The organism is Streptomyces sp. NPDC058663, assembly GCF_042716745.1.
In the GTDB taxonomy this organism is placed as follows: Bacteria; Actinomycetota; Actinomycetes; order Streptomycetales; family Streptomycetaceae; genus Streptomyces.
In genome coordinates this window covers 98,060-124,831 of sequence record NZ_JBHXRV010000009.1, presented here as the reverse complement: position 1 = coordinate 124,831, position 26,772 = coordinate 98,060, and the positions used below count along the sequence as shown (strand labels likewise).

At 70.8% G+C, this 26,772-nt stretch carries 22 protein-coding genes and 1 pseudogene; 6 read left to right on the top strand and 17 right to left on the bottom strand.

Going from position 1 to position 26,772, the window contains the following annotated elements; translation table 11 throughout:
• Positions 1 to 158: 158 nt before the first annotated feature.
• The 5 genes from ACFWVV_RS09050 (at position 159) to ACFWVV_RS09030 (ending at position 6,233) form a co-directional block, all read left to right on the top strand.
• Positions 159 to 3,224, top strand: a complete 3,066-nt coding sequence (locus tag ACFWVV_RS09050) for a lantibiotic dehydratase (RefSeq protein WP_384347739.1) — start codon at positions 159 to 161, stop codon at positions 3,222 to 3,224.
• Positions 3,221 to 4,450: a lanthionine synthetase C family protein gene (locus tag ACFWVV_RS09045; protein WP_384311995.1), complete on the top strand. Its 1,230-nt coding sequence runs from the start codon at positions 3,221 to 3,223 to the stop codon at positions 4,448 to 4,450. Before ACFWVV_RS09050 ends, ACFWVV_RS09045 begins: the two co-directional genes overlap by 4 nt.
• Entirely contained in the window at positions 4,432 to 5,421 is a 990-nt protein-coding gene (locus ACFWVV_RS09040) for a thiopeptide-type bacteriocin biosynthesis protein (protein ID WP_384347736.1), read from the top strand. Before ACFWVV_RS09045 ends, ACFWVV_RS09040 begins: the two co-directional genes overlap by 19 nt.
• An 87-nt stretch (positions 5,422 to 5,508) precedes the next feature.
• The gene (locus ACFWVV_RS09035) at positions 5,509 to 5,826 is read left to right on the top strand and encodes a hypothetical protein (protein ID WP_384311998.1); all 318 of its coding nucleotides are present in this window, start codon (positions 5,509 to 5,511) and stop codon (positions 5,824 to 5,826) included.
• Positions 5,827 to 5,921: 95 nt separating this feature from the next.
• Positions 5,922 to 6,233 carry a hypothetical protein gene (locus ACFWVV_RS09030; RefSeq protein WP_384312000.1) on the top strand — a complete coding sequence of 104 codons (312 nt, stop codon included), beginning with the start codon at positions 5,922 to 5,924 and terminating at the stop codon, positions 6,231 to 6,233.
• A gap of 18 nt (positions 6,234 to 6,251) precedes the next feature.
• Here the strand turns inward: ACFWVV_RS09030 and mobF are convergent, their stop codons facing one another.
• Positions 6,252 to 10,697, bottom strand: coding sequence for a MobF family relaxase (mobF, locus tag ACFWVV_RS09025; protein ID WP_384347734.1), 4,446 nt, complete (start codon positions 10,695 to 10,697; stop codon positions 6,252 to 6,254).
• Between the two features lie 683 nt (positions 10,698 to 11,380).
• Here mobF and ACFWVV_RS09020 point away from each other — a divergent pair.
• Positions 11,381 to 13,054, top strand: coding sequence for an IS1182 family transposase (locus tag ACFWVV_RS09020; RefSeq protein WP_384347732.1), 1,674 nt, complete (start codon positions 11,381 to 11,383; stop codon positions 13,052 to 13,054).
• A gap of 75 nt (positions 13,055 to 13,129) precedes the next feature.
• Here ACFWVV_RS09020 and ACFWVV_RS09015 read toward each other — a convergent pair whose 3' ends face one another.
• The 16 genes and pseudogenes from ACFWVV_RS09015 to ACFWVV_RS08940 all read right to left on the bottom strand — a co-directional run bounded on the left by ACFWVV_RS09015 (position 13,130) and on the right by ACFWVV_RS08940 (position 26,751).
• A complete protein-coding gene (locus tag ACFWVV_RS09015) occupies positions 13,130 to 13,306 on the bottom strand; it encodes a hypothetical protein (RefSeq protein ID WP_167372517.1) in 177 nt (58 codons plus the stop codon).
• A 3-nt stretch (positions 13,307 to 13,309) separates the two neighbouring features.
• On the bottom strand, positions 13,310 to 13,963 hold the full coding sequence (locus tag ACFWVV_RS09010) for a hypothetical protein (RefSeq protein ID WP_384312004.1): 654 nt from the start codon (positions 13,961 to 13,963) through the stop codon (positions 13,310 to 13,312).
• A gap of 44 nt (positions 13,964 to 14,007) precedes the next feature.
• Positions 14,008 to 14,286, bottom strand: a complete 279-nt coding sequence (locus ACFWVV_RS09005; protein ID WP_161344607.1) for a DUF6211 family protein — start codon at positions 14,284 to 14,286, stop codon at positions 14,008 to 14,010.
• 200 nt (positions 14,287 to 14,486) lie between these two features.
• Positions 14,487 to 15,095, bottom strand: a complete 609-nt coding sequence (locus tag ACFWVV_RS09000) for a DUF6349 family protein (protein WP_384312006.1) — start codon at positions 15,093 to 15,095, stop codon at positions 14,487 to 14,489.
• Positions 15,092 to 15,490, bottom strand: a complete 399-nt coding sequence (locus ACFWVV_RS08995) for a DUF6181 family protein (protein WP_384312008.1) — start codon at positions 15,488 to 15,490, stop codon at positions 15,092 to 15,094. Before ACFWVV_RS08995 ends, ACFWVV_RS09000 begins: the two co-directional genes overlap by 4 nt.
• Positions 15,491 to 15,534: 44 nt before the next feature.
• A complete protein-coding gene (locus ACFWVV_RS08990; protein WP_384312010.1) occupies positions 15,535 to 15,963 on the bottom strand; it encodes a DUF6197 family protein in 429 nt (142 codons plus the stop codon).
• Between the two features lie 59 nt (positions 15,964 to 16,022).
• Positions 16,023 to 16,673 carry a hypothetical protein gene (locus tag ACFWVV_RS08985; RefSeq protein ID WP_384312012.1) on the bottom strand — a complete coding sequence of 217 codons (651 nt, stop codon included), beginning with the start codon at positions 16,671 to 16,673 and terminating at the stop codon, positions 16,023 to 16,025.
• A gap of 75 nt (positions 16,674 to 16,748) precedes the next feature.
• Positions 16,749 to 18,608, bottom strand: a complete 1,860-nt coding sequence (locus tag ACFWVV_RS08980) for a DUF3560 domain-containing protein (RefSeq protein ID WP_384347905.1) — start codon at positions 18,606 to 18,608, stop codon at positions 16,749 to 16,751.
• Positions 18,609 to 18,773: 165 nt separating this feature from the next.
• Positions 18,774 to 18,998: pseudogene (locus ACFWVV_RS08975) on the bottom strand (DUF6409 family protein); the annotation flags it as partial.
• A gap of 119 nt (positions 18,999 to 19,117) precedes the next feature.
• The gene (locus tag ACFWVV_RS08970; protein ID WP_384312016.1) at positions 19,118 to 20,008 is read right to left on the bottom strand and encodes a hypothetical protein; all 891 of its coding nucleotides are present in this window, start codon (positions 20,006 to 20,008) and stop codon (positions 19,118 to 19,120) included.
• Positions 20,009 to 20,130: 122 nt separating this feature from the next.
• Positions 20,131 to 20,490, bottom strand: a complete 360-nt coding sequence (locus ACFWVV_RS08965) for a hypothetical protein (protein WP_384312018.1) — start codon at positions 20,488 to 20,490, stop codon at positions 20,131 to 20,133.
• Between the two features lie 61 nt (positions 20,491 to 20,551).
• Positions 20,552 to 21,184 carry a hypothetical protein gene (locus tag ACFWVV_RS08960; RefSeq protein ID WP_384347729.1) on the bottom strand — a complete coding sequence of 211 codons (633 nt, stop codon included), beginning with the start codon at positions 21,182 to 21,184 and terminating at the stop codon, positions 20,552 to 20,554.
• Positions 21,185 to 21,640: 456 nt separating this feature from the next.
• Positions 21,641 to 22,759: a hypothetical protein gene (locus tag ACFWVV_RS08955; protein ID WP_384347726.1), complete on the bottom strand. Its 1,119-nt coding sequence runs from the start codon at positions 22,757 to 22,759 to the stop codon at positions 21,641 to 21,643.
• Between the two features lie 376 nt (positions 22,760 to 23,135).
• The gene (locus ACFWVV_RS08950) at positions 23,136 to 24,353 is read right to left on the bottom strand and encodes a hypothetical protein (RefSeq protein ID WP_384312023.1); all 1,218 of its coding nucleotides are present in this window, start codon (positions 24,351 to 24,353) and stop codon (positions 23,136 to 23,138) included.
• Positions 24,354 to 24,487: 134 nt separating this feature from the next.
• Positions 24,488 to 24,910: a hypothetical protein gene (locus tag ACFWVV_RS08945; RefSeq protein ID WP_384347723.1), complete on the bottom strand. Its 423-nt coding sequence runs from the start codon at positions 24,908 to 24,910 to the stop codon at positions 24,488 to 24,490.
• Positions 24,911 to 24,975: 65 nt separating this feature from the next.
• Complete coding sequence (locus ACFWVV_RS08940; protein ID WP_384347721.1) at positions 24,976 to 26,751, bottom strand: ParB N-terminal domain-containing protein; 1,776 nt, start codon at positions 26,749 to 26,751, stop codon at positions 24,976 to 24,978.
• Positions 26,752 to 26,772: the final 21 nt, after the last annotated feature.

Sequence of the window (26,772 nt, the reverse complement as noted above, 5' to 3'; positions counted from 1 at the left end):
GCCCCCCCACCGCCCCCCCCGGGCCCCCCCCCCCCGGTACCCCCCCCGCGGCCCCGCCCCTCCCCCGCCCCCCCCCTGCCTGGGCGGCCGCGCCCCGCGCTGCCCCCGGCCCACAGGCCCCTCTCCCCCCTCCCCGCGCCGCCTCATGGAAGGGCCTCATGGCTTCCCGAGCAGCCGCCGGATACCAGTGGCAAGGCGTTGCGATGCTGCGCGCCACCACCAGCCCCGGGCCGGCAGACATCCCCCGTACCCTCGACCTGGACAACGTGGCCGTCACCCGCGGATGGCTGAACCGCATCTGGCAGCGCGAGGACTTCCGCAGCGCGCTGGAGCTGGCCACCCCCGTCCTGTCCGACGCCATCGAGGCCGTCGTCCGGGGTCGGCAGACCGAGCCCCGTCACGTCCGCCGCACCGCGCTGTCGACCGTCTCCTACCTCCTGCGTTGGCAGCACCGGCCGACCCCACTCGGCCTGTTCGCCGGCACCGCCCCGGTGTCGGTCGGGCCCCGGGCGAGCGCGCGGTGGCGCGACAAGCACCGCGCTATGATCCGGCCGGACGCCGAATGGGTCACCGACATGGTTCTCCGGCTCCAGCGCACCCCCGCGTTGCTGAAGCGGTTACCGCTCGTCGCCAACAACGCCGCCCGCGCACGCGGTGACCGGCTCGTGGCACCGGGTCCGTCCTCCGACGGCCACGCCGTCCTGCTGGCCCCGGTCGAGATATCCGTCCGCAACGCCCGGCCGGTGGCCGCCGCCATGGACGGGGCCCGCACCCCCATCCTCTACGGCGACCTCCACAGCCACCTGCGCGACCGCTTCCCGCAGGCGACACCGGAGAAGATCGACGCCCTTCTCACCAGCCTGGTCGAGCAGCAGTTCCTCATCACCAGCCTCTGGGCGCCCATGACCACCGTGGACGGCTTTCAGCACCTGTGCCGCGAACTGGACCGGCACCAGGCGGACGACGTCCCCGAGGTGCGGGACCTGGTCCACGCGCTGTACGCGCTGCGCGACGACGTGTCCGCCCACCAGCCGACGCTTTCCGACACCAGCGTGAGCGCCGTCGCCGCGCGGATGCGCGACCTAACCACCGTCACCCCGACACCGCTGCTCATTGACACCGCCCTCGACTGCGAGACCCAGCTCCCGCAGTCCGTGATCGCGGAAGTGCAGGCAGCCGTGTCGGCCCTCTACCGGACCACCCCGCAGCCCTACGGCTACCAGCACTGGCGCGACTACCACCGCCGATTCCGGGCCCGGTACGGCGTCGGGGCCCTGGTGCCGGTCATGGACCTGGTCGCCGACAGCGGTCTGGGCCTGCCCGCCGGATACGTCGGCTCCGAACGCGGCGCCGCCCTGAAGGTGCGCACCGACCGCGATGAACTGCTGCTCGCGCTGATGCAGCAAGTCCTCCTGGACGGCCGCGATGAACTGCGGCTGACGGACGACATGGTCGACGCCTTGGAGAAGGCCGCCGGAGAGGACGAGCGGCTGTTCGTACCCCGGGTGGAGGCCGCCTTCGAAGTCCACTCACCCAGCACCCGGGCACTGTCCAGCGGCACCTTCGATGTCCTCCTCACCGCGGTCCCCCGCCCCGGCAGCAGCATGGCCGGCCGGTTCGCCCACGTCCTGCCGCCCGAGCATCAGGACGCGCTCGCCGCCACGTACCACGGGGCGCCGGACGCCCTCACTGCGCAGCTCGTGTTCCCGCCGCGCCGCCACCGCAACGAGAACGTCATCCGTACGCCGCGGCTGCTGCCGCACGTCATCGAGCTGTCCGGCCACCAGGAGACGGACGAGACGACGATCCCGCTCGCCGACATCGCCGTCACCGCGGACCCGCGCAGCTTCCACCTCGTGCAGCTCTCCACCGGCCGGCGCATCGACGTGCGGGTTCTGCACGCCCTGGAAGGCGGGACACAGACACCACCACTGGCCCGGTTCCTCGCCGAAGTGGCCAACGGGAGGTACGCCGCCTACAAGCCGTTCGACTTCGGCGCCGGCTCCCGGCTCCCGTTCCTCCCCCGGGTGCGCTACCGCCGCACCATCCTCACGCAGGCCCGATGGCTGCTGATGGCCGATGACCTGCCCGGCCGCAAAGCCTCGACCGAGGAGTGGGAAGACGCCTTCACCGCCTGGCGGGACCGGCTACGGGTCCCCTTGCAGGTCGCGATCATCGAGTACGACCAGCGCCTTCCCCTCGACCTGTCCCACCCGGTCCACCGCCGGGCCCTGCGCGCCCACCTCGACAACGCCCGGCGTCTGGAGCTGCGCGAGGTCCCGGACGTAGACGCCCACGGCTGGATCGGACGGGCACACGAGATCTGGCTCTCTTTGGGCCGGTTGCAGCCGGAGCCCGCCGATGTGCCCCGGCCGCGCCCCGCCACGTCACCGGTCCCCGGGCGGCACCTTCCGGGCGCCGGTGACGTCCTGCTCGCGCAGCTCCACGCCCACCCGCGCCGCTACGACGAGATCCTGAGCCGCCACCTGCCCAGCCTCCTCGCCGCGTTCGGCGACGCCCCGCCGGTCTGGTGGTTCACCCGGCACCGGGAGATGGCCCGCCCGGACGCCGACCAGCACCTCGACCTCACGCTGCACCTGCCGCCGGACGCATACGGGGCCGCCGCCCAACACGTTCGTACCTGGGCGGACAGCCTGCACGGGACCGGTCTGGCGGCCGGGCTCGTCCTGGCTCCCTACCAGCCGCAGACCGGGCGCTTCGGCAGCGAGACAGCCATGGACGCCGCGCACCAGGTGTTCGCCGCAGACTCCGCCGCCGCCCTCGCACAGATCCAGCTCACCGAGCGCACCGACGCCTTCGCCCCGCAGGCCCTCGCCGCGGCCAGCGCTCTGCACCTCGTCACCCCCCTGGCGCCGAACAACGCGGCGGCCGAGGAGTGGTTGGTGCGCAACCTCCCCCAGAGCACGGGGCGACTGAACCGGACCCTGCGTACCCAGGTGCTCGAACTCGCCGCGCCGAACGGCGCCTCCGCGCTCGCGGCCCTCCCCGGCGGCCCTGCGGTCGCCGAAGCATGGCGGGCCCGCGCCGTCGCCGTGGACACCTACCGGAACACCTTGACCGGCCAGCGTGATCCCCTTGACGTCGCCCGGTCGCTACTGCACCAACACCACGTCCGGGCCCTGGGCGTCGACCCGCGCGCCGAGGAGCCCACGATCCGGCTCGTACGAGCCGCGGCCCTCCAGCACAGGATGGCCGTCCGATGACCGCGCCGGCCGCCACCACCGCGACGATCCTGGAGCAGTACACCGCCCACCTCGCACAACCCGCTCCGCCGCCCCCGGACGAGCCTTGGGCGGTGCAGTCCCTCGCCGACGGCGCCGCCGGAATCAGCCTGCTGCACATCGAGATGGCCAGCCGTCACGGCGGCTCCTGGCGCCCCGCCCACCGATGGATCACCGCCGCAGCGGCCGGGCACATCAGCGCGGCCGACACCGCCGGACTATTCCTCGGCGCCCCGGCCCTCGGCTTCGTCCTCACCACCGTCCCGCCGTCCTTCCAGCACCTGTACGAACCGGCGCGCCGGACCCTGCACCAGCACATCACCGACCTGACCCACCGTCGCGTGGACGCCGCTCTCACCCGCATCCGCAAGGGCGACCTGCCCACGTTCGCCGAGTACGACCTGTTCTACGGCCTCACCGGCATCGGGGCGTACCTCCTGCGGACCGACCCCGAAGGGCTCCCCCTGGAACGGGTCCTGAAGTACCTCGTTGCCCTGACCCGCCCCCTTGTCCCCGACGGCCGCGGCCTGCCGGGCTGGTGGGTCCGCCACGACCCGGCCCGTGGCGAGTCCCCCCACTTCCCGGGCGGCCACGGCAACTTCGGTGCAGCCCACGGCGTCACCGGTCCGCTCCTCCTGCTGGCCCAGGCCATGCGCCGCGGCATCGCCGTCAGCGGCCACCGCGAAGCCATCTGGAGCATCTGCGAACACCTTGACGCCTGGTGCCAGCTCAGTCCCTCCGGTCCCTGGTGGCCCGAGCACATCTCGCGCCGCGATCTCGACCTCGGGCGCCCGCACCACGACGCTCCCACCCGGCCGAGCTGGTGCTACGGAACCACGGGCATCGCACGGGCCGGGCAACTCGCCGGGCTCGCCTTGCGTGCCCCCGACGTCCAGGCGTTCTACGAGGACGCCCTGTACCGCGCCCTAACCGACCCCGAACAGCTCGCCCACGTCACCGACTCGGGTCTGTGCCACGGCTGGGCAGGCATCTACCAGACCGCAACCCGCGCCGCTGCCGATGCCCGCGACTCCCGCCTTCAGACCCTCCCGAAGCGCCTCGGCGACACCCTCGCAGCGAACGCCCAGCCGTGCCTTCCCGAGCCCGGCCTGATCAACGGCGACGCCGGTACCGCGCTCGCCCTCACCACCTACGCCTCACAGCAGGCCCCGATCTCCGGATGGGACGCATGTCTCTTGATCAACTGATCTTGACGGAGCCGAGCCCGATCCAGCGCGCGGTCTCCGCTGCCCTCACCGGCCTGCCGACCCCCGAGGTCGCAGCTCAGTACGGGATGGAACCGACGATCCTGTCCGACGCCGTGGCGGTCTACGACCAAGCCGGCCGGGAGGCCCTGGCCCGCCACGCCACCGCCACCGACTGGTGGCAGGTGTACCTCCACTTCACCGACTGGACGGACGCCGACACCACCTTCACCACGCACGTGCTCCCCGTGCTTCGGGAGGCAGAGGCCGCGGGGCTCATAAGCGGCTGGTGGTACACCCGCAAGCACCCGTGCTGGCGCCTGCGCCTTCGTCTACAGCCCGTGGCCGGAACCAAACTGACCCTCGGCGACGGCTTCGACCGTCTTGTCTCCGACGGGCATCTGCAACGGTGGTGGCCCGGGATCTACGAGCCGGAGACCGCAGCGTTCGGGGGCGCGGTCAGCATGACGGCTGCGCACGCGCTGTTCGTCACCGACAGCCGAGAGGCGCAGCAACTAAGGCAGCGCGGGGACCTGGCCGTGGGACCGCGCGAGCTGTCCGTTCTCCTCTGCACGATCATGATGCGCGCCGCGAGTCTGGAGTGGTACGAGCAGGGGGACGTGTGGCACCGCGTCATCACGGAAGAGCACCGATCGGCCGTCAGCGACGTCCCGGCAGACCGGCTCGACGCCCGCGCGCAGGAGATCCGGCCGCTGCTCTTCGCCGACAGTGATGTCCTGCTGCGCCCCGGCGGGCTGTTGGAGCCCGTCGCCGAGTGGGCCGCCGCCTTCCGCAGCACGGGGCAGGAACTCCGCCGTGCCGTACAGGACGGGACGCTCGACCGGGGGTTGAGGCAGGTGCTCAGCTATCACGTGATCTTTCACTGGAACCGGCTTGGGCTGTCCATGCGGGGACAGAGCGTCTTGGCCTGGGCAGCGAGGGCGGCGATCCTGCACCGGGAAAGCGGGACATAGGTCGGCCGCGAGCCGTGTAAACCGCCAGGGGCCACTAGCTGTAGGCCCAGGTGAAGCGACCCATAGTCGTGCGAGATAGGACTTGCCATGACCGTTCCATCGCGGCACAAGCAATGGGTGAGCCTCGGATTGCTGTTCGGGGGACACACACAGAGCTTCGAGCTCCCGCCGCCCGTCGCCGGGCCCCCGCCCACCACCCAGGTGACCGCCGACGAGCGGGAGGCCAGGGAGGTGATGCGTGCGGCCGGCTACGAGCCGAAGGGGCCTTACCCCGGTGCCCGCTCGATGCCTTGGCCGAGCGAGTGCACCGACTGCGGGGCGTCCCGTAGACCCTCGCTCCAGGACATCGAGCGCGGTGTCCGGTGCAAGCATGTCCGGCGCAGGCCCGCCGCCTCCGGCGCATGAGGCGAGCCCGTACACCCGAGGTGTACCAGTTGTTCCAGTGCAAGTTGTGCCCGAACAAGGGGACAGACCGGGAGATCCGAGGTGTCGGCGCGCGGATGGCTGCATACCGGGTGTGCAGCTCTTGTGACTTCTGGCTGATGTGCCTGGGGTACGCGATGCTCGGCGACCAAGACCCGGACGGCCGTCGTGCCCTTCGGATCGACGGCGTCCATTATCTGTCCTGGACCGAGGAGCAGGGGTTCCCGCCGGAGATCGGCTACGTAGGGGGCGGGGAAAACCGCTACGTCCTGCTGGACGATCCCACAGGCACCGTGCACGTGACGCGCCGGATCTGGCTCATGGGCACCATCCCCGATGCGTTCCGCGACCGGATGCCGGACAACGCGGTCTTCGCTCCGCCGACCTAGGAAGGTACGGGGCCCTCCTTACACGGGCGGTGCGTCGTGAGCGCTGTCCGGTGGTACGGGCTGTGTGTGGTCCACCGCGGTTCGGTTGGCGTACGAGGAGTCGGGTTTCGGAGCTGAGGGCACGGCGGACTCATCGGCATCGACGTGCTGACGTCCGTGCTGGGCTCGCAGACTCGTCTCCTTCTGGAGGCCGGACACGCGGTGGTCTGCGCCGTGAGCAGTGCTGCGAGCCTTGATGGCCACGGCCCGGAGCTGCTTGGCTGCCTCGTTGTCCTTGGCCTTGGCCCGCCGAAGCAGCGCGGCCTTTTCCTGCTGCGGCATGTCCGCTTCCGTCAGCACAGCTTCGTGCTCGTTGACGGGTCCGGCCTGCCGGGTAACTTCCTGGAGCCGCGTGTCCATCTGCTCCAGCTCTTGGACGGTCTCCTCACGGGTACGAAGGAGTGCTTCCCGGTCCGCCTCGACCGCAGCACGCTCGTCACCGCGGATTGCCGCCCGCCCGAAACGGCCCGTCGCGGACAGCTGCTGTTCAAGACCCTCGATACGGGCCTCGGTGCCGGTCAATCGAGCGGTGCGTTCCGCGATCGTGCCGTCCAGCAGCCGGACTTCGCGGATGGCCACGGCCCGTTCGGCAACGTCCTGATGACGGCGTTGGAGCGCGAGCGAATTGGGGCCTGCACCGGCAGCAGCCTCCTGTTCTGCACGATCGGCGACGGCTTCCGCCTTGTCGGCCGCCGTCGTTGTGGCGCGGGCAGCGATGGCGGCCTTCCGCACGGCGTCACGCAGTGCCGAGTTCCCGAGGTGAGCGTATGGACGGTCAGCCGTCGGCGCGGGTCCCGAGGGTGTGGCCGGCTCCGTGGTCGGCTCGGCGTTCGCCGGTGCGGGGCGGTCCTCGTGCTCCGGAGCCTGTTCGGGAGTGTCTGCGTCGTGGTGCTCGTCGGCGCCGGGGGCGCGCGGGATCGGGAGGTCTGCTACGACCTGGCGGACGTGGGCGGGGACCGCGTTCTTCGGGAGTTCGGTGAGGATCATGCGTTCCTCGGTGCCGGTCTCGATCTCACGGATGAGGCCCGCGACGGCGCGGTCAAGCTGTTCCTGGTCGGTGAGTGCGTCGCCGTGGCGGGCGCGGTCGGCGTCGGTCTCGTAGACGGAGAGCGGCAGGAAGAGGTGGGACTCCTTCTTGTCGCGGCTCATCATCGTGTAGAGGGCGTTCGCCTGAGCCCCGGGTCCGTAGACCAGAGCCTCTTGGACGGTGAGGCCCTGCGACTTGTGGCCGGTGATCGCGTATCCGAGGCTGAGCCCGCCCTGTGCGATGTAGTCGGCGTCCACCCATTCGGCAACGTCGCGGTGGCCGTCCTCGGTCTTCTCGCGCCACTCGACCAGCACCCGGCGTTCGTCGTCCACGGCGCGCACGATTCCGCGGTAGCCGTTCAGGACGTCTTCGTTCTGCCCTCGGCTCTTCTTGCCCCGGTAGTCGTTGACTCGAAGGAGGACCTGGTCACCGACGGACAGGGTCAGCTCGCCGCCACCGGGCAGCGCGTAGGCGTGCTCGGGACCGGTGAGGTCGCCGTTCTCCTTCCGCAGTGCGCGGGCGCCGGTGTTCAGCTCTTCCACGATCTCGTTGGTGGCGGCGAGCATGAGGAGCTGCTGCACGGCGGTGTGGTCGTCGTTGTGCGCGGCCCGCTTGTCGGCCCAGACGGTGAGCATCGCGGCGAGGGTGGTGTCCTTGTCCGCGAGAGCGTGCACGCGGCCGGTCCCGGCGAAGGTACGGAGCGATTCCACGCGGTTGTCGTCGCGCCACAGCTCCAGGGCCCGGCGCTCGACCATGTCCTTCTGGCGGAAATTCTGGCTGAGGGTGAGCCCGCCCACGAGGTGGTGCACGGCGGCGAAGCTGCCGCCGATGCCGGGCGAGTGGAGCTGCTTGGGGTCACCGATGCCGACGACCTTCGTGCCGGTTTCCGCGGCGTGGGTGAGGAGTTCGGCGATGTCGCGGTCATCGCACATCGCGGCTTCGTCCACGACCAACACGTCCACGCCGGTGAGGCCGGAGCCTCCGTTGCGGATGCCGGTCAACCAGGACGCGAGGGTGCGGGACTCGATGCCCGCCTCGGCCTTCAGGTTCGCGGCGGCGACGGCGGCTGTACTCGCGCCGGCGATGACGAGACCGTGCGCCTCCCATGCCTGGCGCGCGGTGTCCATGATCGTGGTCTTGCCCGATCCGGCGATGCCCACGACGGCGTCGATTCCGTGCCCGGCCGTGAGCAGTCGTTCGAGGACGGCACGCTGTTCGTCGGAGAACGTGAAGCTGCCGCCGTGCTGGGCCTCGACGGTGGACAGCGTCATGTCGACCGTGTCGCTGCTGACGGCGGCGGCCTGAGTCCCGAGCCGGTTCGTGGCCTCGGAGACGATCAGCGCTTCGGCCGCCACGACATCCGCCGTGGTGTACCGGTCGGCGTGCGCGAAGTGCTGGGCGCCCTTCGGGTTGAGCTGGACCGCGTATCCGGCGTGCCGGAGTACGGAGTTGGTGAGCTGTTCGGCCTCGGCGGCGTCCGCGACGCCGTACGGGAGGGCGTCCAGCACGGCGGCGATGGCGGCGGCGTGGGTGAACTCCTTGGAGTGGCTGGTCAGGCCGGTCTTGGGATCGAAGACCTGGGCGCACAGCTCGTCCAGGGTGGGGTTCTGGTCTGCTCGGTCCTGTTCCATCGCGCTGGCTGCGATGGCGTCGGGGTCGTCTCCGGCCGCACGGCCTTCGGCCTGCCAGTAGGCGCGGAGGACATCGTCCCCGACCCCGGCGGCCTCGCCGTTCTTCGCGGCCTTGGACGCGGTGGAGGCGGCGGTGCGCTCGCGGGTCGAGGCGCTGTCGTAGTCGATGCCGAGTTTCGTCAGCAGGTCCCGGACCTGGCTGTCGCGCTTACTGAACAGCCGGATCGTGGCCTCGGGAATCGCTGCGATCTCCCACGCTCCGGTCCGCTCCTCGCGGCGGAAGCTGATGCCGAACTCGTTGGTCAGCTCGCGGCGGATGCGGGCGTTCATGAGGGACTGGGTCGCGCGGGTGTGCCGGTGGAGGTCTCGGCCCCCGCTGGCCATCGTGGACCACTTGCCGTCGGTGCCCTTGACCATGTTGGCGAGGGTGAAGTGCAGGTGGAAGTGGGGGTCTCCGTACGGGGCACCGTCGACGGGTCGGGCGGCGCGGTGGACCATCATCCAGCCGGAGAACCCGCTCGTTTTCACGGTCTCCGCTGCGTCGCCGTCGCCGTGATGGCCGCGCATGGCGTACGCGGTCCACCGTTCCAGGGCACCGATGGACTCGCGGCCGGCGGCCGTGTAGATGCCCTCGACCTGGGCGGCAACCTCTTCGGGCGCGTAGGCGAGGAACGCGGACTTCGACTTCGCCAAGTCCAAGGTGACGTCAGCACCGAAGTTGCCGACCTGCACGCGGCCTTCGAGGAGAGCGGCCTTGAGCTCCTCGGCGTCCCACACTTCCTCTGGCGCGAGCCCTGCCGCCTTGGCCATCGCGACGGCTTCGCGGACGTCCATCGGCAGATCCCGAAGACGACGTGCACCTTGGCCCTCGGTCTGGGCGTACCGGCGCTTCATGGACGCGGCGTCGAACAGGTCGGCGAGCTGCTGTCCGGTCTCGGTGGCACGCGCCTCGACCGCACGCAGGAGCGCGCGGGCGTCCAGACGGCCGCCCGCCTCGGCGGCGACCGCCTTCTCCACCACGCCTTCGCCGTAGAGGTCGACGGCGTCGATGCCGACGGCGTCGGCGAGCTTCAGCACCGTCGAGACGGGAACACGGTGCGACTCCCCGAACCTCTTGAGCTGGCTCTCCATCCGGCGAAAGGCGTCCTGCTTGCGCTTGGAGTCCAGCAGGGAGGCGGGGTTCACACTGCGTTCGGCGGCGGCGCGGCGGATGGCGCGGGCCAGTGGGGCGGCGGGGAGCTTGGCGGCCGGCGCGATGGCCAGCTTGGGTTCCACGAGGGTCTGCCCGGTCCGCGGGTCTTCGCCGTGCATGAGGCGCCGGGCGGCCGGGAACTGCTCGGGGGCGAGGGTGCTGCCGGGCGTGATGTCGAACTCGGCGAGCCCAGCGCCGATCCAGACCAGGGGCCGTTCGCTGGCGTCCAGGTGGTAGTCCACCTGTCCGTCCGCGGGCCGAGCGGGGAGGGCCTGTTCCCCGTAGAGGTCGCGGGCGTCGAGCCCGGCTGCGGCGGCGACTTCAACGGCGTCGAACCCGGTGAACCGCGCAGCGCCCTTGCTGCGGAGGAGTCCGCGGGCGCGGAAGAAGGCGCGCTTGGCCTCGCGGTTCGCGAGCAGGGAGGCGACGGGGGCACCGGCGGCTTCGGCCTTCGCTTCGATGGCGGCAATGAGGGGCGCGGCGTCGACCGCTACAGACTTCCCGCATCCGTGGCCGCCGGTAAGGCGGTACTCAACCTGCTCGTCGGAGGGGCCGATCATGGTCACCCATCCCATCGGCCCGCTCACCCCCCGCTCTCATCCGGTCAGTTTCGGTCGTATTGGCTGATTGTATCGTCACGAAGTGACGATACCTTGGTCCTCTCAAATCAAGATCATGATCAACGAGGGGATACCTCGGGCACTCGGAGTGGCCTGGTAGCTCCTGCGGATCGGGCTCCTGGAGCCTGGTGTCCTGTTGGACTGTTACCTCCGTGCGGGTGTGCGGGCTGAGGCGCCGTAGGTGCTGAGGCGGTATGACGATCCGACGTCGGTGCGGTACCTGCGCGGGGTCGCGTCGTTGGTGTGCGTATGGAGCACACCCCGTATCCGGCGGCCTCCCACCGGTTCGCCGAGTTGTCGGGCCCGTACTGGATGTCCTCGGACTCCCCGGCGTACTTGGGCGACACGGGGGGCCGGTTTGGACCGGGGACATCCGACTCCGCCCCGTACCCGGGCGATCGGCCGGAGGACGGAGCGGGCTCCCGCTCAGTGGGGGCTCGTAGCCGCTGATGCGTCGCTTGCTGTCGGGGCGTGCGGTCTTGGTTGGGCCCTGCTCGATCCGCAAGTGCCTGGTGACATGACGAAGGTCCCCACTCCGACCCGGATGCTGTTGGTTTATTCGGGGCTCCGCGTGACGTCGGCCTTCAAGACCCGGTTGTGGTCTTGAAGGCCGACGTTGTCGTATGGGGTGGGTGCGGATGTCGATGCAGCCGAAGGGCTCGGGGGAGATCCCGGCGGAGACGGTGCGGGTGGCGCGGGCCGCGTTCCCGAAGGGGAGCCTGGCGATCCGGCTGCGGGACGAGCTGGGGCCGCTGTTCACGGACGAGGAGTTCGCGGACCTCTTCCCTGTCCGGGGTCGGCCTGCCTGGTCCCCGGCCGGGCTGGCGCTGGTGTTGGTGCTCCAGTTCGTGGAGGGGCTGACCGACCGGCAGGCCGCAGAGGCGGTGCGGGCCAGGATCGACTTCAAGTACGCCCTCGGCCTTGTACTGGATGATCCGGGGTTCGACTTCTCGGTGCTGTCGGAGTTCAGGGACCGGCTGGTGGGGGCCGACGCCGGGCGGCGGGTGCTGGACGGCATCTTGATCGCGGCCCGGGAGGAGGGCCTGCTCAAGACGGCGGGCCGGTCTCGCACCGATGCCACGCACGTGTTGTCGGCCGCCCGTGAGCTGTCCTGGCTGGAGATGGTCGCCGAAACTCTGCGGTCGGCGCTCAACGCGCTCGCCCAGGCCGCCCCGGGCTGGCTGTCGGACATCGCGGAGCCGGACTGGTTCAGGCACTACGCCACCCGCGCGGAGGACTCCCGGTTCCCCAAGGCCCGGACCAAACGTGACGAGGTGGGTGCGCGGGTCGGCCGTGACGGGATGCGTCTGCTGGGAGCGGTCTTCGCCGCGGAAGCACCGGCCGGTCTCGGTGTCCTGGCGGAGGTGGAGACCTTGCGGCAGATGTGGGTCCAGCACTTCCACCTGGTGGGGGGCGAGGTGAGGCGGCGGGACCCAAAAGACCGCCCGCCGGGCGCGTTGCGCCTGGTCACCCCCTATGACACCGAGGCCCGGGGCAGTATCAAGCGGGACACTCTCTGGGACGGATACAAGGTCCACCTGACCGAGACCTGCGAGCCGGACGCGCCGAACCTGATTACGAACGTGGCCACCACCCTCGCCACCGTCCACGACAGCGTGACGGTCCCCGAAATCCATGACTCACTGGCGGAACGGGACTGCCTGCCCGGCGAGCACTGGGTCGATGCCGGATACCCCACCGCCGGGCAGATCGTCGCCGCCCGCCGGGACCACGGGGTCGACCTGCACGGGCCAATGGCCGCCAACACCGCCGCTTCGGCCGACGGCCCCTTCGGGCAGGAGGCGTTCACCATCGACTGGGACCACGAACGGGTCACCTGCCCGAACGGCGTCACCAGCACGCAGTGGCACCACCGGCACTCCCAGCAGGGCCTGCCCGTCATCCGGGTCCGCTTCAACCCTGCCGACTGCCGTGACTGCCCCCACCTGCGCGCATGCGTGAACTCGCCCAAGGCCGCATACCGCTCGCTCAACCTGCGGCACCGCGACGAACACGAAGTCGTTCAGGCGGCCCGGACCGAACAGCGAACCGATGCCTGGAAAGACCGCTACAAGATCCGAGCCGGAGTCGAGGGCACCATCTCCCAAGCCGTCCAGCGCTGCGGCCTGCGCAGATCCCGCTACCGAGGCCTCGCAAAGTCCAGCCTCCAGCACCAGCTCACAGGCGCCGCCATCAACCTCGCACGCGTCGACGCCCACCTCACCGGCACACCACGGGCTCGCACCCGCACCAGCCACTTCGCAGCACTTCGCCCCGCCGACCAAACGATCGACGGGGCGAAGAAGGAGTAGGACCCCGAATTAACCAACAGCATCCGACCCGGAGCGGGGACCTTCCTCATTCTGGCCGTGTAGCTCGGCCGACGCCTACGTGTTCAGGGGCCACTCGCCGAACGGCACCGGCGCCTGACCTTGAGCTTCGCGCACGGCTTCCTCCGTACCGCACGTGGTGCAGATGAAGACCTCGCGGTCGGTGGTCAGACGGGAACGTGCGGGCCGTTCACCGAGCGGGCCGCCGCAGCGCGGACAGCGGGTGTCGGGCACTGGTCACTCCTCGGGGTGCTCGCGAGCGGACTTGATGATGTTGTTCCAGGTCGGGCGGGAGTAGGTCTTCTCCGTCTGCTCCTGGAGCTGGGGGATCAGCTCGGCGTTCGTGGCCTGGGGGTTCGCCGCGATGGCCTGCCGGGCGAGGGTCAGCCGCTCGTCTCCTTGGTAGGGGTAGGCCAGTCCGCGGCGGCCGGTGGGCCGTCCGCCGGCGTGCCCGCGGCCCTTCCGGTCGGCAAGGTACTGCCACAGCCTCCAGCGCTTCCACTTCGGCCGCCGCCGGGTCGGAAGCTCGTCCCAGTCGTCCGGCTCGGGCCACCCCTCGGGCGGGTTCTTCACGTAGTGGGAGACGGTGGTGGAGTCGGCAAACCCGCAGACCTTCGCCGCTTCGGCGGGGCCGACCATCTCTTCGGGATCGCCGTCGAGCTTCGGCGGATTGGTGGTGCTGGCGGCGGCGCGCTGCCGCTGAAGCTCGTGGTGCCACGTCGCCCATACGTCGCCGTCCCAGTGCATGACGCCGTCGATGGTGTCCGCGACGGGTGGGTGCCCGTTGTTCTCCCGGTCGGTCCAGAGGTTCTGAAGCGTCGGCTCGCTGATGCCGTGGACCTTGCGCAGGTCCGCGCGTGAGTAGAGCGTGCGGCCGGTCTTGCGGGACACGGTCGCCTCCTGTTCTTGGTCGGGGTCACGACCGCTCGGCGCGGTCACAGGATGTCGTCCGGGTCCGGGGCCGGCGCCCACGTACGGCTGCCCGCCGGTTCGAGCCGGGTGAGGGTGGCTATGTCGGCCAGGGGGACGGCGGCGGCCCAGTCGGCGCGGCCAGGGTGGTCGACGGGGAGGTTGAGCACGAGGTGCCGACCGGTCGGGGGGAAGTCCTCGACGATGACGAAGCTGTCGCCGGGATCGGCGCCGATGCTGTTACCCCTGGTGAGCTGGGCGATGTCGCCGGGCTGGGGACAGTCGGGGTGTCGGTCACATAGCATGGTGTGGTCTTTCTGGTGAGAGAGACACCGACGGCCAGCGCCTTGTTGCCCTTGTGCGCTGGCCGTCATCTGTTGTCTGGGGTGCGTCGCGCCCCGTGGACGCACGGCCGGTCGGAGGTTGCCCGCTCCGCTGACGGCGGAGTAATTAAACCACCTTTGGATCGAGCGGGGCGGGGCCCTAATCCGGGAGACGGCGGTCATCAGAAGAGGGCTCCCTGATCTGCGGGGCGTCGGCCCCGGTCGGTGGGGGGCCGGGTGACGTGGAGTTCGTAGCGGGGACTTCCCGCGTGCGGCGGGGCGTGAGCTTCGCGGCGGTACCGGCTCCAGGCCACGACGGGGGCGCCCTGGTCGAGCCAGCCCGCCGGGTACCGGGCGGTGAGCTGAGCCCAGCGGCTCCGGCTCCGCGGGACGGCCCACCGGTCCTCGACCGTGGTGATCGGCGGCAGTGTCCGCCAGTCGGGGAACGCATGATCGTGGGCGTCCTCCACCGCCTCGTTGTCACCGTCCCCGAACCCGTCGCCGGAGTGCACGGGGCCTTCCCACTCGCACGCGAGACACCCGCCGCGGAACTCCTGCTCGTCCCCCCGGCGGCCGGTCGGCCGGCTACGGGAGAGCAGGGTCGGGGTGTGGTGTGCGGGCGGGTCCAGCTCGTGGCCGAGGTCGCTGTACGCGCCGCCGGGGTGTCCGGGCTGGATGTGCCACGCCTGCACGGCGCTCTCGGGGCGGTGGCGAGTGCGCGCGTTGCGCACTCGCCAGTAGTACGTCTGCCGTGCTCGTGCTCCGATCGGCTCGGCAACGGTGGCGGTCACGATGTCCTGCTTCCAGCGGCGAGGACTTCCCGGAGCGGGTCAGCGAGCGCGGCCTGTTCGGCGGGGGCGTCGAGGAACCGCGGCCCGTACGCGCGGCGCACCGCGCGGCGGGCGTCCTGGTGGCGGTTGAGTTCCGGGTAGTACGGCGATCGGTCGAGCACGTCATAGCCGTGCTGGGTGAGCACGTCGGCGATGAGCGACCGGACCTGTACGGGGTCGAGGGCGGAGAGGTCGGATTCCCCCGGGGCCGCAAGGAGTACACGGATCAGCTCGGTCGCGCTGAGCCGGGGGTGGAGGGGGACGTTGAGCCGGTGGACGCCGTCCCGGCTGGGGGTGGCGGCTCCTCGGCGGCTCGGCGTCCTGGTGGTGCTGCGGTCTTCTGTCGTCTCGTCCATCGTGCTGGCCTTCGATGACTCGGGATGCTGGCGGGCGGCGGGTGTCAGAACAGGGCGTGTTCGGCGCGGGCGGCGGCAGTGCGGAACGCGCGGGCCGCGTCGGCGGCGGTACGGCCGGGCTCGGCGCTCCACCGGTCGATGACCTCGCGGTGCCGGGCCTTGGCGGCGGCGGGGGCGTCGGCGTCGACAGGGTGACCGGTGACGGTTTCCGCGAGGATGCCGAACGCCTGGTCACGGGCACGGTCGATGCGGTCCCAGTCGTACGTCCGGCCGGCGGCTCCCCGCCCGTGGCCGGCGGCGACTTCGAGGGCGCCGCGCGGCCAGCACGGCAACGTGGCCGTACGGCCGGGACCGTCGAACAGGCGCGGGCCCTGGTGGATGCCGACGTGTTCGATGTGGCGGGCGGCCCATTCCAGGATCGCGGCCGGAGTGTCGGCGATGACGATGCTTTCGGGGGTGTGGTGGGTCGGCACGGTGCTGTCCTTCGGGAAAGCGGGGCGGCGGCGCGCTGCCGCCGCCCCTCGGTCGGCTGCTAGTGGTAGGCGGGGATCAACCGGCGGACCTTTTCCTCTCCGATGCACCCGCCCTTGTGACGGCGCGCACTCGGCGGCTCTCCGTTGCGCCCGCGCAAATGGCTCCAGAACTTCGGGCCTTGCCAGTCACACAATTCGCAGCTGAGGAACCAGTGGTTATCGCTGCCGGGGAACCCGGTGAGCACGGCCCGCCAGTGGTGGGCCAGGAGTCCCGCGAACGCGATCTGCGCGCCCTCGATGTTGCGATCGTTGACCGGCATCCGCGGGTGCAGGAGAGGCACCGGCCCGCACAACGGCGTGGGGGCCTCGGCGAGCACTTGGTCCAAGGGGACGGCGCCGATCCGACCGGCGGCGTACTCCTCCGCGAGATGGGCGGCGGCCATATCGGTGCCAGGGGTCCCCTTGGGCGGGCGGCGGAGGTTGCGTTCGCCCTCGGTGGTGAGGACGAGCCAATCCCGGTGCCACCTGTAGGCGCGGCCGATGACCTGGTCTTCGCCAACGATCACGGGGTATCGGCATTGGATGTCGGGGGAGCCGACGCGGTACGTCGGGATGGTGGTGCTGACCTCGGTCGCGGGGACGATGAGCCTGCCCGCTTCGGTGTCGGGGGCGGTGATGGTCGCGGGTCGTTCGAGGAGTTGCGTGGTCATGGTGGTGCCCTGTTCTGGTGAGAGGGGGCCCGTCCCCCGGCGTGCTCGGCCGCCGGGGGACGGGTGGGGGCGTGGTTACGCGGCCTCGGCCGGGGCCTGCGGTGCGGCGGTCCATTCACGGCGCGGAGTGATGCCCAGCTCGTCTAGGACCGGGGCGTGGCTGCCGTTGTCCGGGAACCATTCCCAGTCGGCGCCTTCGGTGCCGGGCCGGTCGGTCCAGGTGAGCATGTAGGAGCGGCCGGAGGTGCGGGGGTCGCCGCATACGGCCTGTGCCTCGCGGCGGGTCATCGCCCACAAGGCGCGCTTGCGGGGGCGGCGGGAGTTCTTCGAGGTGATGAGCACCAGCGCCATGCCCTCCTGCCCGTCTGCCCTTTCGGCGGGGGCCGTTGCCGGGGTCGACCTCCCTTCAGGGGCGTGTTGACAGAGAGCCCAGCGGCGCGCTTTCGCGTGCCATGGGCTGGGGTGACTGGTAGGGCACGTCTCAGCCGCCGGTACCGGCTCCTTGATCGGCGGGGCCTGCTGGGCCTGCTCCTGGTGCTCGGCGGCCTCGGCCCGAGTCGACTGCTGCATCTCGTCGGCGCTCTTGCGCCCGGACACGTCGTCGTAGGGAGCGGTCCAGGTCCAGCCGTCGTGACGGTTGTCCGCCGCGCGAACGACGCGCTGACCGACGCCGTTGTGAATGTGCGGGATCGTCACCGACTTCGGGTTGACCCGCAGGACCTCGTACCAGGTGCCTCGGTAGAGAACAAAGTCACCGCGCGTGAAGTCGGCCTTCGACCACATCTTGAAGCCCTCGGCCTCGGCGTCCTTGATGACCTGCTCCCAGTGCTGGATCTCTTCCGTCAGCTCCTGGTGCTCGGTCTCCAGCTCGGGGTCTGCCGGACTCCGGGAAAACCCCTTGGCGGACTCGCCGCGCTGCCACTTCTCGACCGCGCGGAGGTCGGCCCGCAGCTTGTCGAGACGGCGGAGCGTGCGGCCGGGGTCCTTCTTGAAGCGCTCGTAGTTCGCGGCGGCCTGTGCCCGGCCGGTCCAGTGGGCGGCGCGGTCGCTCTCGCCGATGCTCTTGCGCATCGCGTTGTCCATCCGCGTGTGATCACGGCGGGCGCGGCCCTCGGAGTGGTGTCCGACGAGGATGGGCTGACCGAAGGCGAACCGCTCGGATATCTCGTGGCTCGACTTCCACGCGGCCTCGGAATTCTGGGCGGCGCTGGCGGCGTATCCGCCGAACCTCTCCGCCCGGCCTTCGGCCTTCTCCTCCCGCTCCTTCTCGGCGTCGGAGAACGATCGGCGGTCGGCGTTGTCGATGGTCAGCGTGACCTCGAAGCCCGCGTCTCGGAGTCGCTGCGCGAGGAGTTCGAGCGAGGGGGTGTAGGTGGCGTGATCACGGCTGTGCGGGAGGTACCAGCAGTCAAGGTTCCTGCTCCAGCGGAAGGGCTGGCTCTGGGTCCGGCCGTACTCGCGAAGTCGCAGGATCTCGGACGATCCGTCGCCACGGCTCGTGCCCTCGATCAGGGTTCCTTCTCGGCGGGTGTGGGTGATCTCGATAGTCACTGAACTGGCTTTTCCTGGTGAGAGTTTGGTCCGTCCGCAGGGCGGACCGTGCGTTGGCAGCGGCGCTGCACCACCGGCGCGGGCCGTGAGGGACGATCGGCTCGCGGGTCGTCGCGCCTGCGCGACGACAGGGGCTGTCGCGCCCCCGCGGGGCGCGTCCGCTGCGGTCCGGTGCCCGTCGTCGGTCGGCGGAGCCGCCTGCGGCGGAGTCGGCCGGCGGCGGTGAACGCACCGGACCTGTCCTGCCGCCCCGAAGGGGTGTCCGCTGGGGTGCTGGGGGCCTGCCGGTCCGGAGGTGTTGCCCTCCCCCGGACCGGCGGGGCGTTGGTCAGCTGCGGTGGAGCGTGTGCCGGGCGGCCGGGTCTGCGTCGGCCAGTCCGGCACGCTCGCGCCATGCCTGGCGGACGGCGGCGCGGAGCGCGTCCCCGTCGTCGTAGGCGAACCGTCCCCGTCGTCGTAGGCGAACCGTCCCCGGCGCAGGCTGCGGACGATGTCGCGGAACGTGTCCTGGTGCATCGTGGTCAGCGTGTCGTCAAGAGGGGTCAGCTCGTGCGGGAACATCGCCTGGACGCTGTCGCCCGGCTGCGGGGCACCGAGGGTGAAGAACCAGACCACGGACATGGTGGCCTCGTCCGCGAACTCCGGCCCGCCGAACGGGCCGACGACGACGGCGGGGCGGGTGTCGAGCTGGTGGCCCCGGAACCAGGGGCCGCCGATCACGAGCGTCGCGGTGGGGAAGTCCTGGACGGTGGGCTTCTTGTCGGTGGTGAGCATGTCGTGTCCTGTCTGGTGAGAGATTCCGCCGGGGCCGGTCGGCCCCGGCGACGGTGTCGGTCGGGGGGTTGCCCTCCCCCTTCCGACACCATTAATTAAACCATGTTCTTGGGTCTGGGTCAACCGGTCACGGCAAGTTCGCGGCGGCGCTCGGCGGCCGTGGTAACGGCGCGGGCGATGGCGCGGCCGGTCTCGATGGCCCGGACGGCGGACTCATGCACCGGGGGCTTCTTGTCCTGGGTGATGATGCCCGCGAGCGGCGGCATGACGGCGGGGCCCGGGGCGACGTTCAGGATGAGCGCGGCGACGTGGGCGGCTGAGGCGACTTCGGCGGCGTGCTGGCCGGGAAGGGGGGCGTCCGCCTCGGTGATGCGTCGCCACGCGTGGCCGTACAGCAGGATACGAACGGCGTTGTCGGGGGCGTCCTGGGTGAAGTCGAACCCTCCGGCCTGCTCGGGGTCCTCGTGGTACTGGTCGCGGTACTGATTCACCAGGACATCGCGGATGACCTCGGCGGCGAGCGGGGCGGCGGCGGGCGGCTCGTAGGCGTCGCCGTCAGTCTGGCTGATGTCGAAAACCGGCCCGGCCTTGAAGCCGGACACCTTGCGCCCCTGGCTCTCAGTAGCCTCCCCGGTGGCTTCTCGCTGCCCTCCGTCGGTGGCTGCGGCCGTGGCCTCCTGGGCATCCTCGGTCCGGCGCTTGATCGGCGTCCAGATACGGAGGGAGGTGGACCCCTTGGCCGGGAAGCGTCCGGCCTTTCGCCAGTCTCCGGAGCTGAGTACGTGGGTGGCGTTCGGGCACTGGGCAGCGATGGCGATGCAGTTGGTGGGGCTGCGGTCGTCGCGGTCCGGGTGAGTCAGGTTCGCGGCCGTGCGCATGACGGCGGCCCAGAATTCTTCGCTGCCGACCATCGCGCCGTACGCGCGATCCATGACGGCTTCGAGTTCACCGCGCATCTTGGCGGAGTAGGCCCGGCGCTCTTCGTCGGTCATCTTCGGCTTACGGGGCATGTCGCGGTCCTCCTGGTGAGAGATCGGCCGGGGCCGGCTGGCCCCACGGTGTCGGTCGGGGGGTTGCCCACCCCCTTCCGACACCACTAATTAAACCATGTTCCTGGGTGATCGGCAACCCTCTAAATCCAGTACAGCCCTGCTTCGTTGCTCACGGCGCGGTATGCGGATATGACCTCGCCCTCTATTCGCGTCCAGCGTTCGAGGATATCGGGGGCAGTTTTCTTGTCGCTGGCCGCGCGCGTGGCCCTGCGCCACTCAATGGCAATTTTGAGTGTGCGGAGTTGGGAACGGGTCAGTTCCCATCGGCCGGAGTCCGGGAGTTGATCACCGTAGGCCATCGCTACGGCGTTGTTGATGTGCTCGGTACCGGACCACACATTCTGTGTGGCCTGGAGCGCAAGGGCGCGCTTGAGGGTGCACCGGAGGTGCGGAGCCTGCACGATCCATTGCGGCTCGATCGTGAATACGTCGGCGCTCATCCTGGGGCCTTTCTGGGGGGGGCGGCGCACTGAGCAGCGCGCCGCCGAAACGTACGGGGAATTAGAGGGCGTATCCGTCGACGTATTCCCCGCGCTCACCCTCGGGGGTCTGGACGTGGGGAAGGAATCGGCTCACCGCGAATACGACGGCGTCGGCGATGATCCGGGGCACATCGTTGAGTACGAGACTCACAGTGTCGCCGTCGAGTCCAATACGGACTTCTCCCGGCTCAAGATTCATGTAGACAAACGCAGTTGTACCGTCGACCCGGGTCCGCGCTCCGGGGAGTCGCACCGAGAGATCGCGTGCGGCTTCCTCGACGTCTCGGCGCATCTCGGCCTGTGCGCGGTTGTGGTCCTTCACCCGCTCGTGGACGTCACGGTGCGCGGGGATGAGGTCGGCGGCGATCCGGGCCGCGATGTCTGCCGGGTCCTCGTCTATGGCGACTCGGACGGTGTCGCGCTCGCCCCTGCGGAACGGGTAGTCGGTGGCGGGGAATGCACCTCGGATGTGCAGGTGGCCGGGGTCATCGAACCGCTCGGAGAGGTGAAGCTGTCGGCCGTCCAGGTGGGTGAAGGTGGCGGCGTGGTCCAGCTCCTGGACGCCGTGGCGCGCGGGCTGCGGTCGCCAGTTGCCGCCGAGTTCGAGGGCGATCGGGTGGGCCAGCTCTGCGACGGTGAGAGGCGTGTTCATCGTTCGTTCTCCTGGTGAGAGAGGTTGTCGACGGCCGGTCGGCCTACCGGTGCCGGTCGGGGGTTGCCCTCCCCTTCCGACATCACTAATTAAACCATGTTCTAGGGGTTGGGTCAACCCGGATAAGGGCTCTGACCTGGCCTTTTCTCACACCCCACGGCCCGCACCCGCCCGGCCGGGCCCGGCCACAACGGGCCTGGGCGGGGTTCCCTCCTCGGTCGGACAGCTCCGCCGTACCAGGGTTCCGGGCGCGGTGTCCTGGCTCGCGTAGCGACCGCGTAGCGGCTCGGCCTGGACGCCGTGTCCGGGTTCCTGGTACGCCCCTTGGGGTGTCCGGCCGAGGAGGGAACCCCGCCTTCACCCGCACCACAACGCTCCCGCACCCGACCAACCAGCCCCCACCCCCTCCGAGGAGGACCCGCCGGAGGCTGCCTTTCGCTCTGGCCGGCACCCCGTTCACCACAAGGTGGACTGCACGGCGGACTTCCCGCTCGACCATGACCTTGTCGGGGTCGAGGGCTGCTCGGCCGGGGTGGCTGCCGCTTTCGGCACCTTCACCGCGGGGCAGTAGCCGCCTTCGTCTTCCCATCGGTCGGCGGCTTCGCGCTCGGCGCGTTCGTACTGTTCGTGCTGTTCGGTGAGCGTGACCGGCCTCCGGTAGAGCTTCCGTGCGCTGGAGTCGAGCGGCGAAAGCAGGCGGGCGGCGGCTTTCTGGTCGTCGCGGCGCTTGTGGCGTCGCCGGACCTTGGCGAACCGCGCCTCGTAGGCTTCCCGGTCGGTGCAGTGCAGACCCGCCGGATGGAGTCGCGCGAGTTCTAGGGCAACCTGGCCCATCGGGCTGGGGATCAAGGTGCGGGTGCCGTCGTCCTGGCAGACGGCGACGAGGAATCGGGCGGCGAACAGGGCCTGCGTCCGTTCGCGGCTGATCCGCCGGCCGCCGTCCCAGACGCCGTGTCGTGCTGCCTGCCGGGCTCGTCCGCCCCGCCAGTACAGACGGCCAGACTCGGCGGCCTCCATCACGCGGACGTGTCCCGCCGTCCAGCCGAGTTCGGCAACATGCCCTTGGGCCAGATACAGGTTCCTTGCCACGCGGTCCCGGTTCTCCCGGTCCATGCCGGTGGCCGCCCGCTCCTCGGCCTCCTGCTCGGCCTCCTGCTGACGGCGAGCGCTCTCCTGCTCGGCGCGCTCGGCCGCCGTCAGCTTCCGCTCCAGCTCGGCCCGCAGGTCGGCGGCCGTCGTCTCGACTCCGGCGGCTGACTGAGCACGCACGGCGTGGTCGACGGCCTGGCGGGCGCAGTACAACGGGGCGCCGCTCGGCATCCTGGGGTCGTCGGCGTATTGCTCGGCGCGGTCGGCGTGCCGCTCGGCCTCGACGGCTTCCTTGTGGGCGGCGTGCATGACCGCCTCCAGGCGGCCCGTGGCGCCCGATCGGCTGTGGCACACGGCGGTCATGGCGTCGTCGGCGGCGGTGACGGCGAGGATCGCGGCCTGCCTGGCAACCTGGATGCACGTCTGTGGAGACGGTTCTCCTGCCGTGACGGCCTGGGGACGGACGGCGCAAGCGTTCTCGGGCATGGGGATGTTCCTCGGGTGTCTCAGTGCTGTGGGCGGCGGCGTGCTGTGGCCTCGTCGTAGGGGTGCCGCCCGTGGTCGCGCGGAGCGCGACGGGCAGTGCTGTCGTGCCCGAAGGGCACGCCCTTCGGCCCGGCGTCCGGACGGGGCGGGAGGGCCGCCCGCGGCCCGGACGCTCCGGCCGGCTGCGAGCCGGGCCAGGCTGAGCCGTCCCGGAGGGACGCCCTTCGCACGGGGGCCGGTGAGCGGGGTCGGCCGCCGACGCGGTCGGGCCCGGACGGCGGTGGGCGGAGCGTGGGGTGGGCGGCTCGATGCCGCCCGTCCCACGGCCCGGCGGTCGGGGTCCGGCCGGGCGGTCCTTCCCGCCCGGCCGGACCTGCTACGCGGCGACCGGTTCGCGTGCGGCGACGCGGCACCGGGTGAGAACCGTCTGTGCGGTCTCGCCGTAGATGCTGTGGTCCTTGACCGTGCCGGTCAGCTCGACCTCGTCGCCCTGGTCGGGGACGTCGGCAGCACTGCTGAACCAGACGAACACGTTGCCCTGCGGGTCCTGGAACTTCACCAGTCGGCGGCGCTGGGTGTGGTAGCCGTACGTCCGGCCCTCCAGCTCGATCACGGTGGTGACGGTGGCGGGGGTGGTGATGCGCTCGCCCACGGTGCCCTGCGGCTTGCTGTTCTGTGCGGCCCGCTCGGTGGCCTCCTTCTCCTGGTCGCGGTACCAACCCGCGATGGCGGACACGAGCGTCGGCAGGTGGCGCGGGTCGACGGTCTCACCCTTCGCCAACTGGCCTACCTTGTGGCGGTAGTCCGAGAGGCTGCCGTATCCCTGGACGGCCCATGCCCGGACGGCGGCGGCCGTGGTCGGCGCGTCGGGGTCGGCGTCGATGTCGGCCCGCCATTCCATCGGGGCCTTGCGGTCGAAGAAGTACGCTTCGACGCCGTCGGCGGTCGGCATGGTGTTCTTCCACTGCTCGGACCGGCTGTAGAACCGGCCCTCCGTCTTGACGATGGCGGCGGTCACCCGCAGGACCTCGATCACCGGGACGCGGAGATCGGCCGGGATGCCGCCCTCTTCGCCGTCCCAATCGGAGTCCTTCAGCGTGCCGAACCGCCACAACGCCTCCAACCCCTTGATCGGCAGACCGGTGTACGGCTCCACGCACGTCGTGCCCAACTGCCGCATCTCGCCGTTCTCGTGGCGGGCGAGGTAGGTGGCGGTGCGGTGGCGGGCGACGGCGCACCCGTGGCAGAAGTTCTCGATGGCCCGGTACTGGCGCGTGGCCTCCGCGTCCTGCTCGGGCAGACCGGGGAACAGGCTGGTGATCGTCTCGCCCTCCTCGTCGTGGTCCAGGCGGGCGATGACGGTCCAGCCCTGGTGACGGGGGATGTCACCGGAGATCGTCACGGTGACGGTGGGGCGCTTGCCGATCAGGCGGCCGTCGATGTCGTGGTAGTCGGCCAGGAACGGCGCGGAGATGTCGAGCGTGTACGCGGTGAGGTGGTGGACGGCGGCGCGGGCGTTGGTGGCCTCGACAAGCTGACGGACGCGGGACTGGGCCGTGGCGGGGATGGAAAACCGCATGGCTGCGCTGGTCATCGTGGGTGCTCCTGCTGGTGAGAGAGGAATCGCGGGCCCGGCCGGGCGGGTTGCCCTCCGCCTACGGCCGGGGTCGGGCCGGCTGGCGGCCCGACGTGTCGGAGGGGGTTGCCCTCCCCCTCCGACACCATTAATTAAACCATGTTTTGGGGTGTGGGGCAAGCATCCCGGCCGGGGATGTCGAGTGCGGCGCGGTCGCGCAGGAACGCGGCGAACAGGGCGGCGGTGTAGCTGTCGGCGGTGCCGTACGTGCGGCGGCAGTCCAGTGCGCCGATGCGCTCGCCACGGTGGCGGACGGGGAACGGCTGGCCGGGGGCCGGGATGGCGAGCGCGTACAGTCCGCGCGGGGTGTCCACGCGCAGGACGACGGCGGCGGCCTGGTGGTCGTAGGCGGCAGACCAGCGGGCGGGGCCGATGCCGAACTCCGCGAGTCCGCCCGCGATGGCGCGGGCCTGCATGATGTCGGCGGTGGTGCCGGGGTCGGGCTCGGCGGGGGCGGGGACGCATCCGCAACCGTGGTCGTCGGCGTGGGTCTCGAACAGAGCTGTACGGGTCACTGTGGGGCTCCTGGGGGTGCCGGGGGCGAGCGGTTCCCGCCCCCGGCGTCGGGCGGCTGAGGTGGTTAGGCGGCGGCTTCGTCGTCGCTGGCCGGGTCGTCGGCTTCCTCGGCCTCCGGCTCGCCCGCCTCCTCGTCGGCGCCGGGCTCCTGCTTGGCCTCCGACTCGCTGCCGGACGTGATCGCGGCGCGGGGCTTCTTCTTCGACGGGTCGTAGGGCTCCTCGTCCACGACCGACTGCTCAATGGGTGTGAGCGGGTACCCGAGGGACGCGAGCACCTGGAACCACCGGCCTGTGGGCTTCCGCGTCCACGGGGCGTGCTGGCTGTCCGTCCGCCACGCCGACCGGTTCGCGCACTTCTCCCGGACGGCGGCAATGGCGGCGAACTGGAGCTGAGGGGCCCGGCGCGGGTCCTTGGCGACGTGCCCGGCAAAGCTGCTCCGGTCCTTCGCCTGCTCGGCGTTCAGCCCCAGGAATCCGGCCAGAATTTCCGTGGTGCCCTCCTTGTTCAGGTCGTCGGAGATACCCCAACTTCCGTTCAGCAGAGCGTTATTAACGTGCCCGATCAGAGTGTTGGTGGTGTTCTTCGGGAGGTTGCGCCGCTTGATCAGGTCCGTAATCCACTTCCGGCGCAGGGCCTCGGCCGCGTCCCAGTCGATGTTCCCCTTCTTGACGGCGGCGCGGGCGGCGCGCTCGGCCTCCTTGTCGGCGGTGGTCATCGTGCCACCGCTGGCGCTGGCACCCTCGGGCACCGTGTGCCCGTACAGGCCGGGGGCGGAGCAGTAAGGCTCGTACCGGTCCCCCCGCCGCTCATCGAACACCCAGACAAGCCCCTTGCACTCGGCGTGCTCCTCGGTGCTGATGCCGCGCAGTCGCCACACGGGTATAGCCCGCTCGGACAGCTCCTCGGCGTCCCTGATCTTCTGCCCGGCCGTCTCCAGCTCCGCGCGGTGCGCCTCCGCCTTGTTCCGCTTGTCGCGCTTGGTCCGCTCGATGGCGATGGCCCAGTCAACGTCTCCCTCGTCGGCTTCGTCCTCGGCGGCGGCCTCGGTGATCGCGGCGAGTGCTTCGGCGTCGTCGGCGAACTCCGAGAGCGCGGCCAGGTGCTCGAAAGTCCACTCGTATCTGCCCGCGCCGCTGACGGCGGCACTCAGCTTCTCGTCAGACCGGACCTTGACCAGCGTCTTGACGTCCTTCTGTCGAACGCCTGCGGCCTTGGCGATGCGGCCGACCTGCGCGCCCGCCTCGGCGGCGCTGAACATGGCCTGGTTCATCTCGGACGTGGTGAGGCTCTTACGGTGCTGGGCGGTCGTGATCATGTCGAGGAACTGCCCGGCCGCGTCGCGGTCGTCGTCCTCCCACTCGTACGGCAGGTGGGTAAGCCCCGCGTCCGTCGCTGCGTGGTAGCGACGGTTTCCGTCGTTGACCTGGAGGACTCCGCCGTCGAGCCGCTGGATCTTGACGGGGATGCGGCACCCCTCGGTGCGGAGTGAGTCCACGAACGGCGCGTTGAGGTCGAGATCTTCACGGGCGTTCTTCGGGTGCGGGGTGAGCGCGTCGATCCGGATGACGGGGCGGGGCGTGACCGGCACGGTCTCCAGCCCTGCGGCGACGGCGGCGGCCAGCCGCTGGAACCCGTCGATGACCTGCGGCACGTCGCCGTGGGTGCGGACGACATACAGCGGCTCCACCACGCCGTTGTCCCTCACGTCGGCCAGCAGATCGGCCGGGGCCTCGATGTCGCGGACGTTGCCGGGGTGCGCGGCGAGTTCGGCGACCGTGAGGGTCGGCCACGGGGCGGGGGCAGTCTGGACGCCGGCCTGGGTCTTGGTGTTCGTCATCGGTCCTTCTTCTTCCTGGTG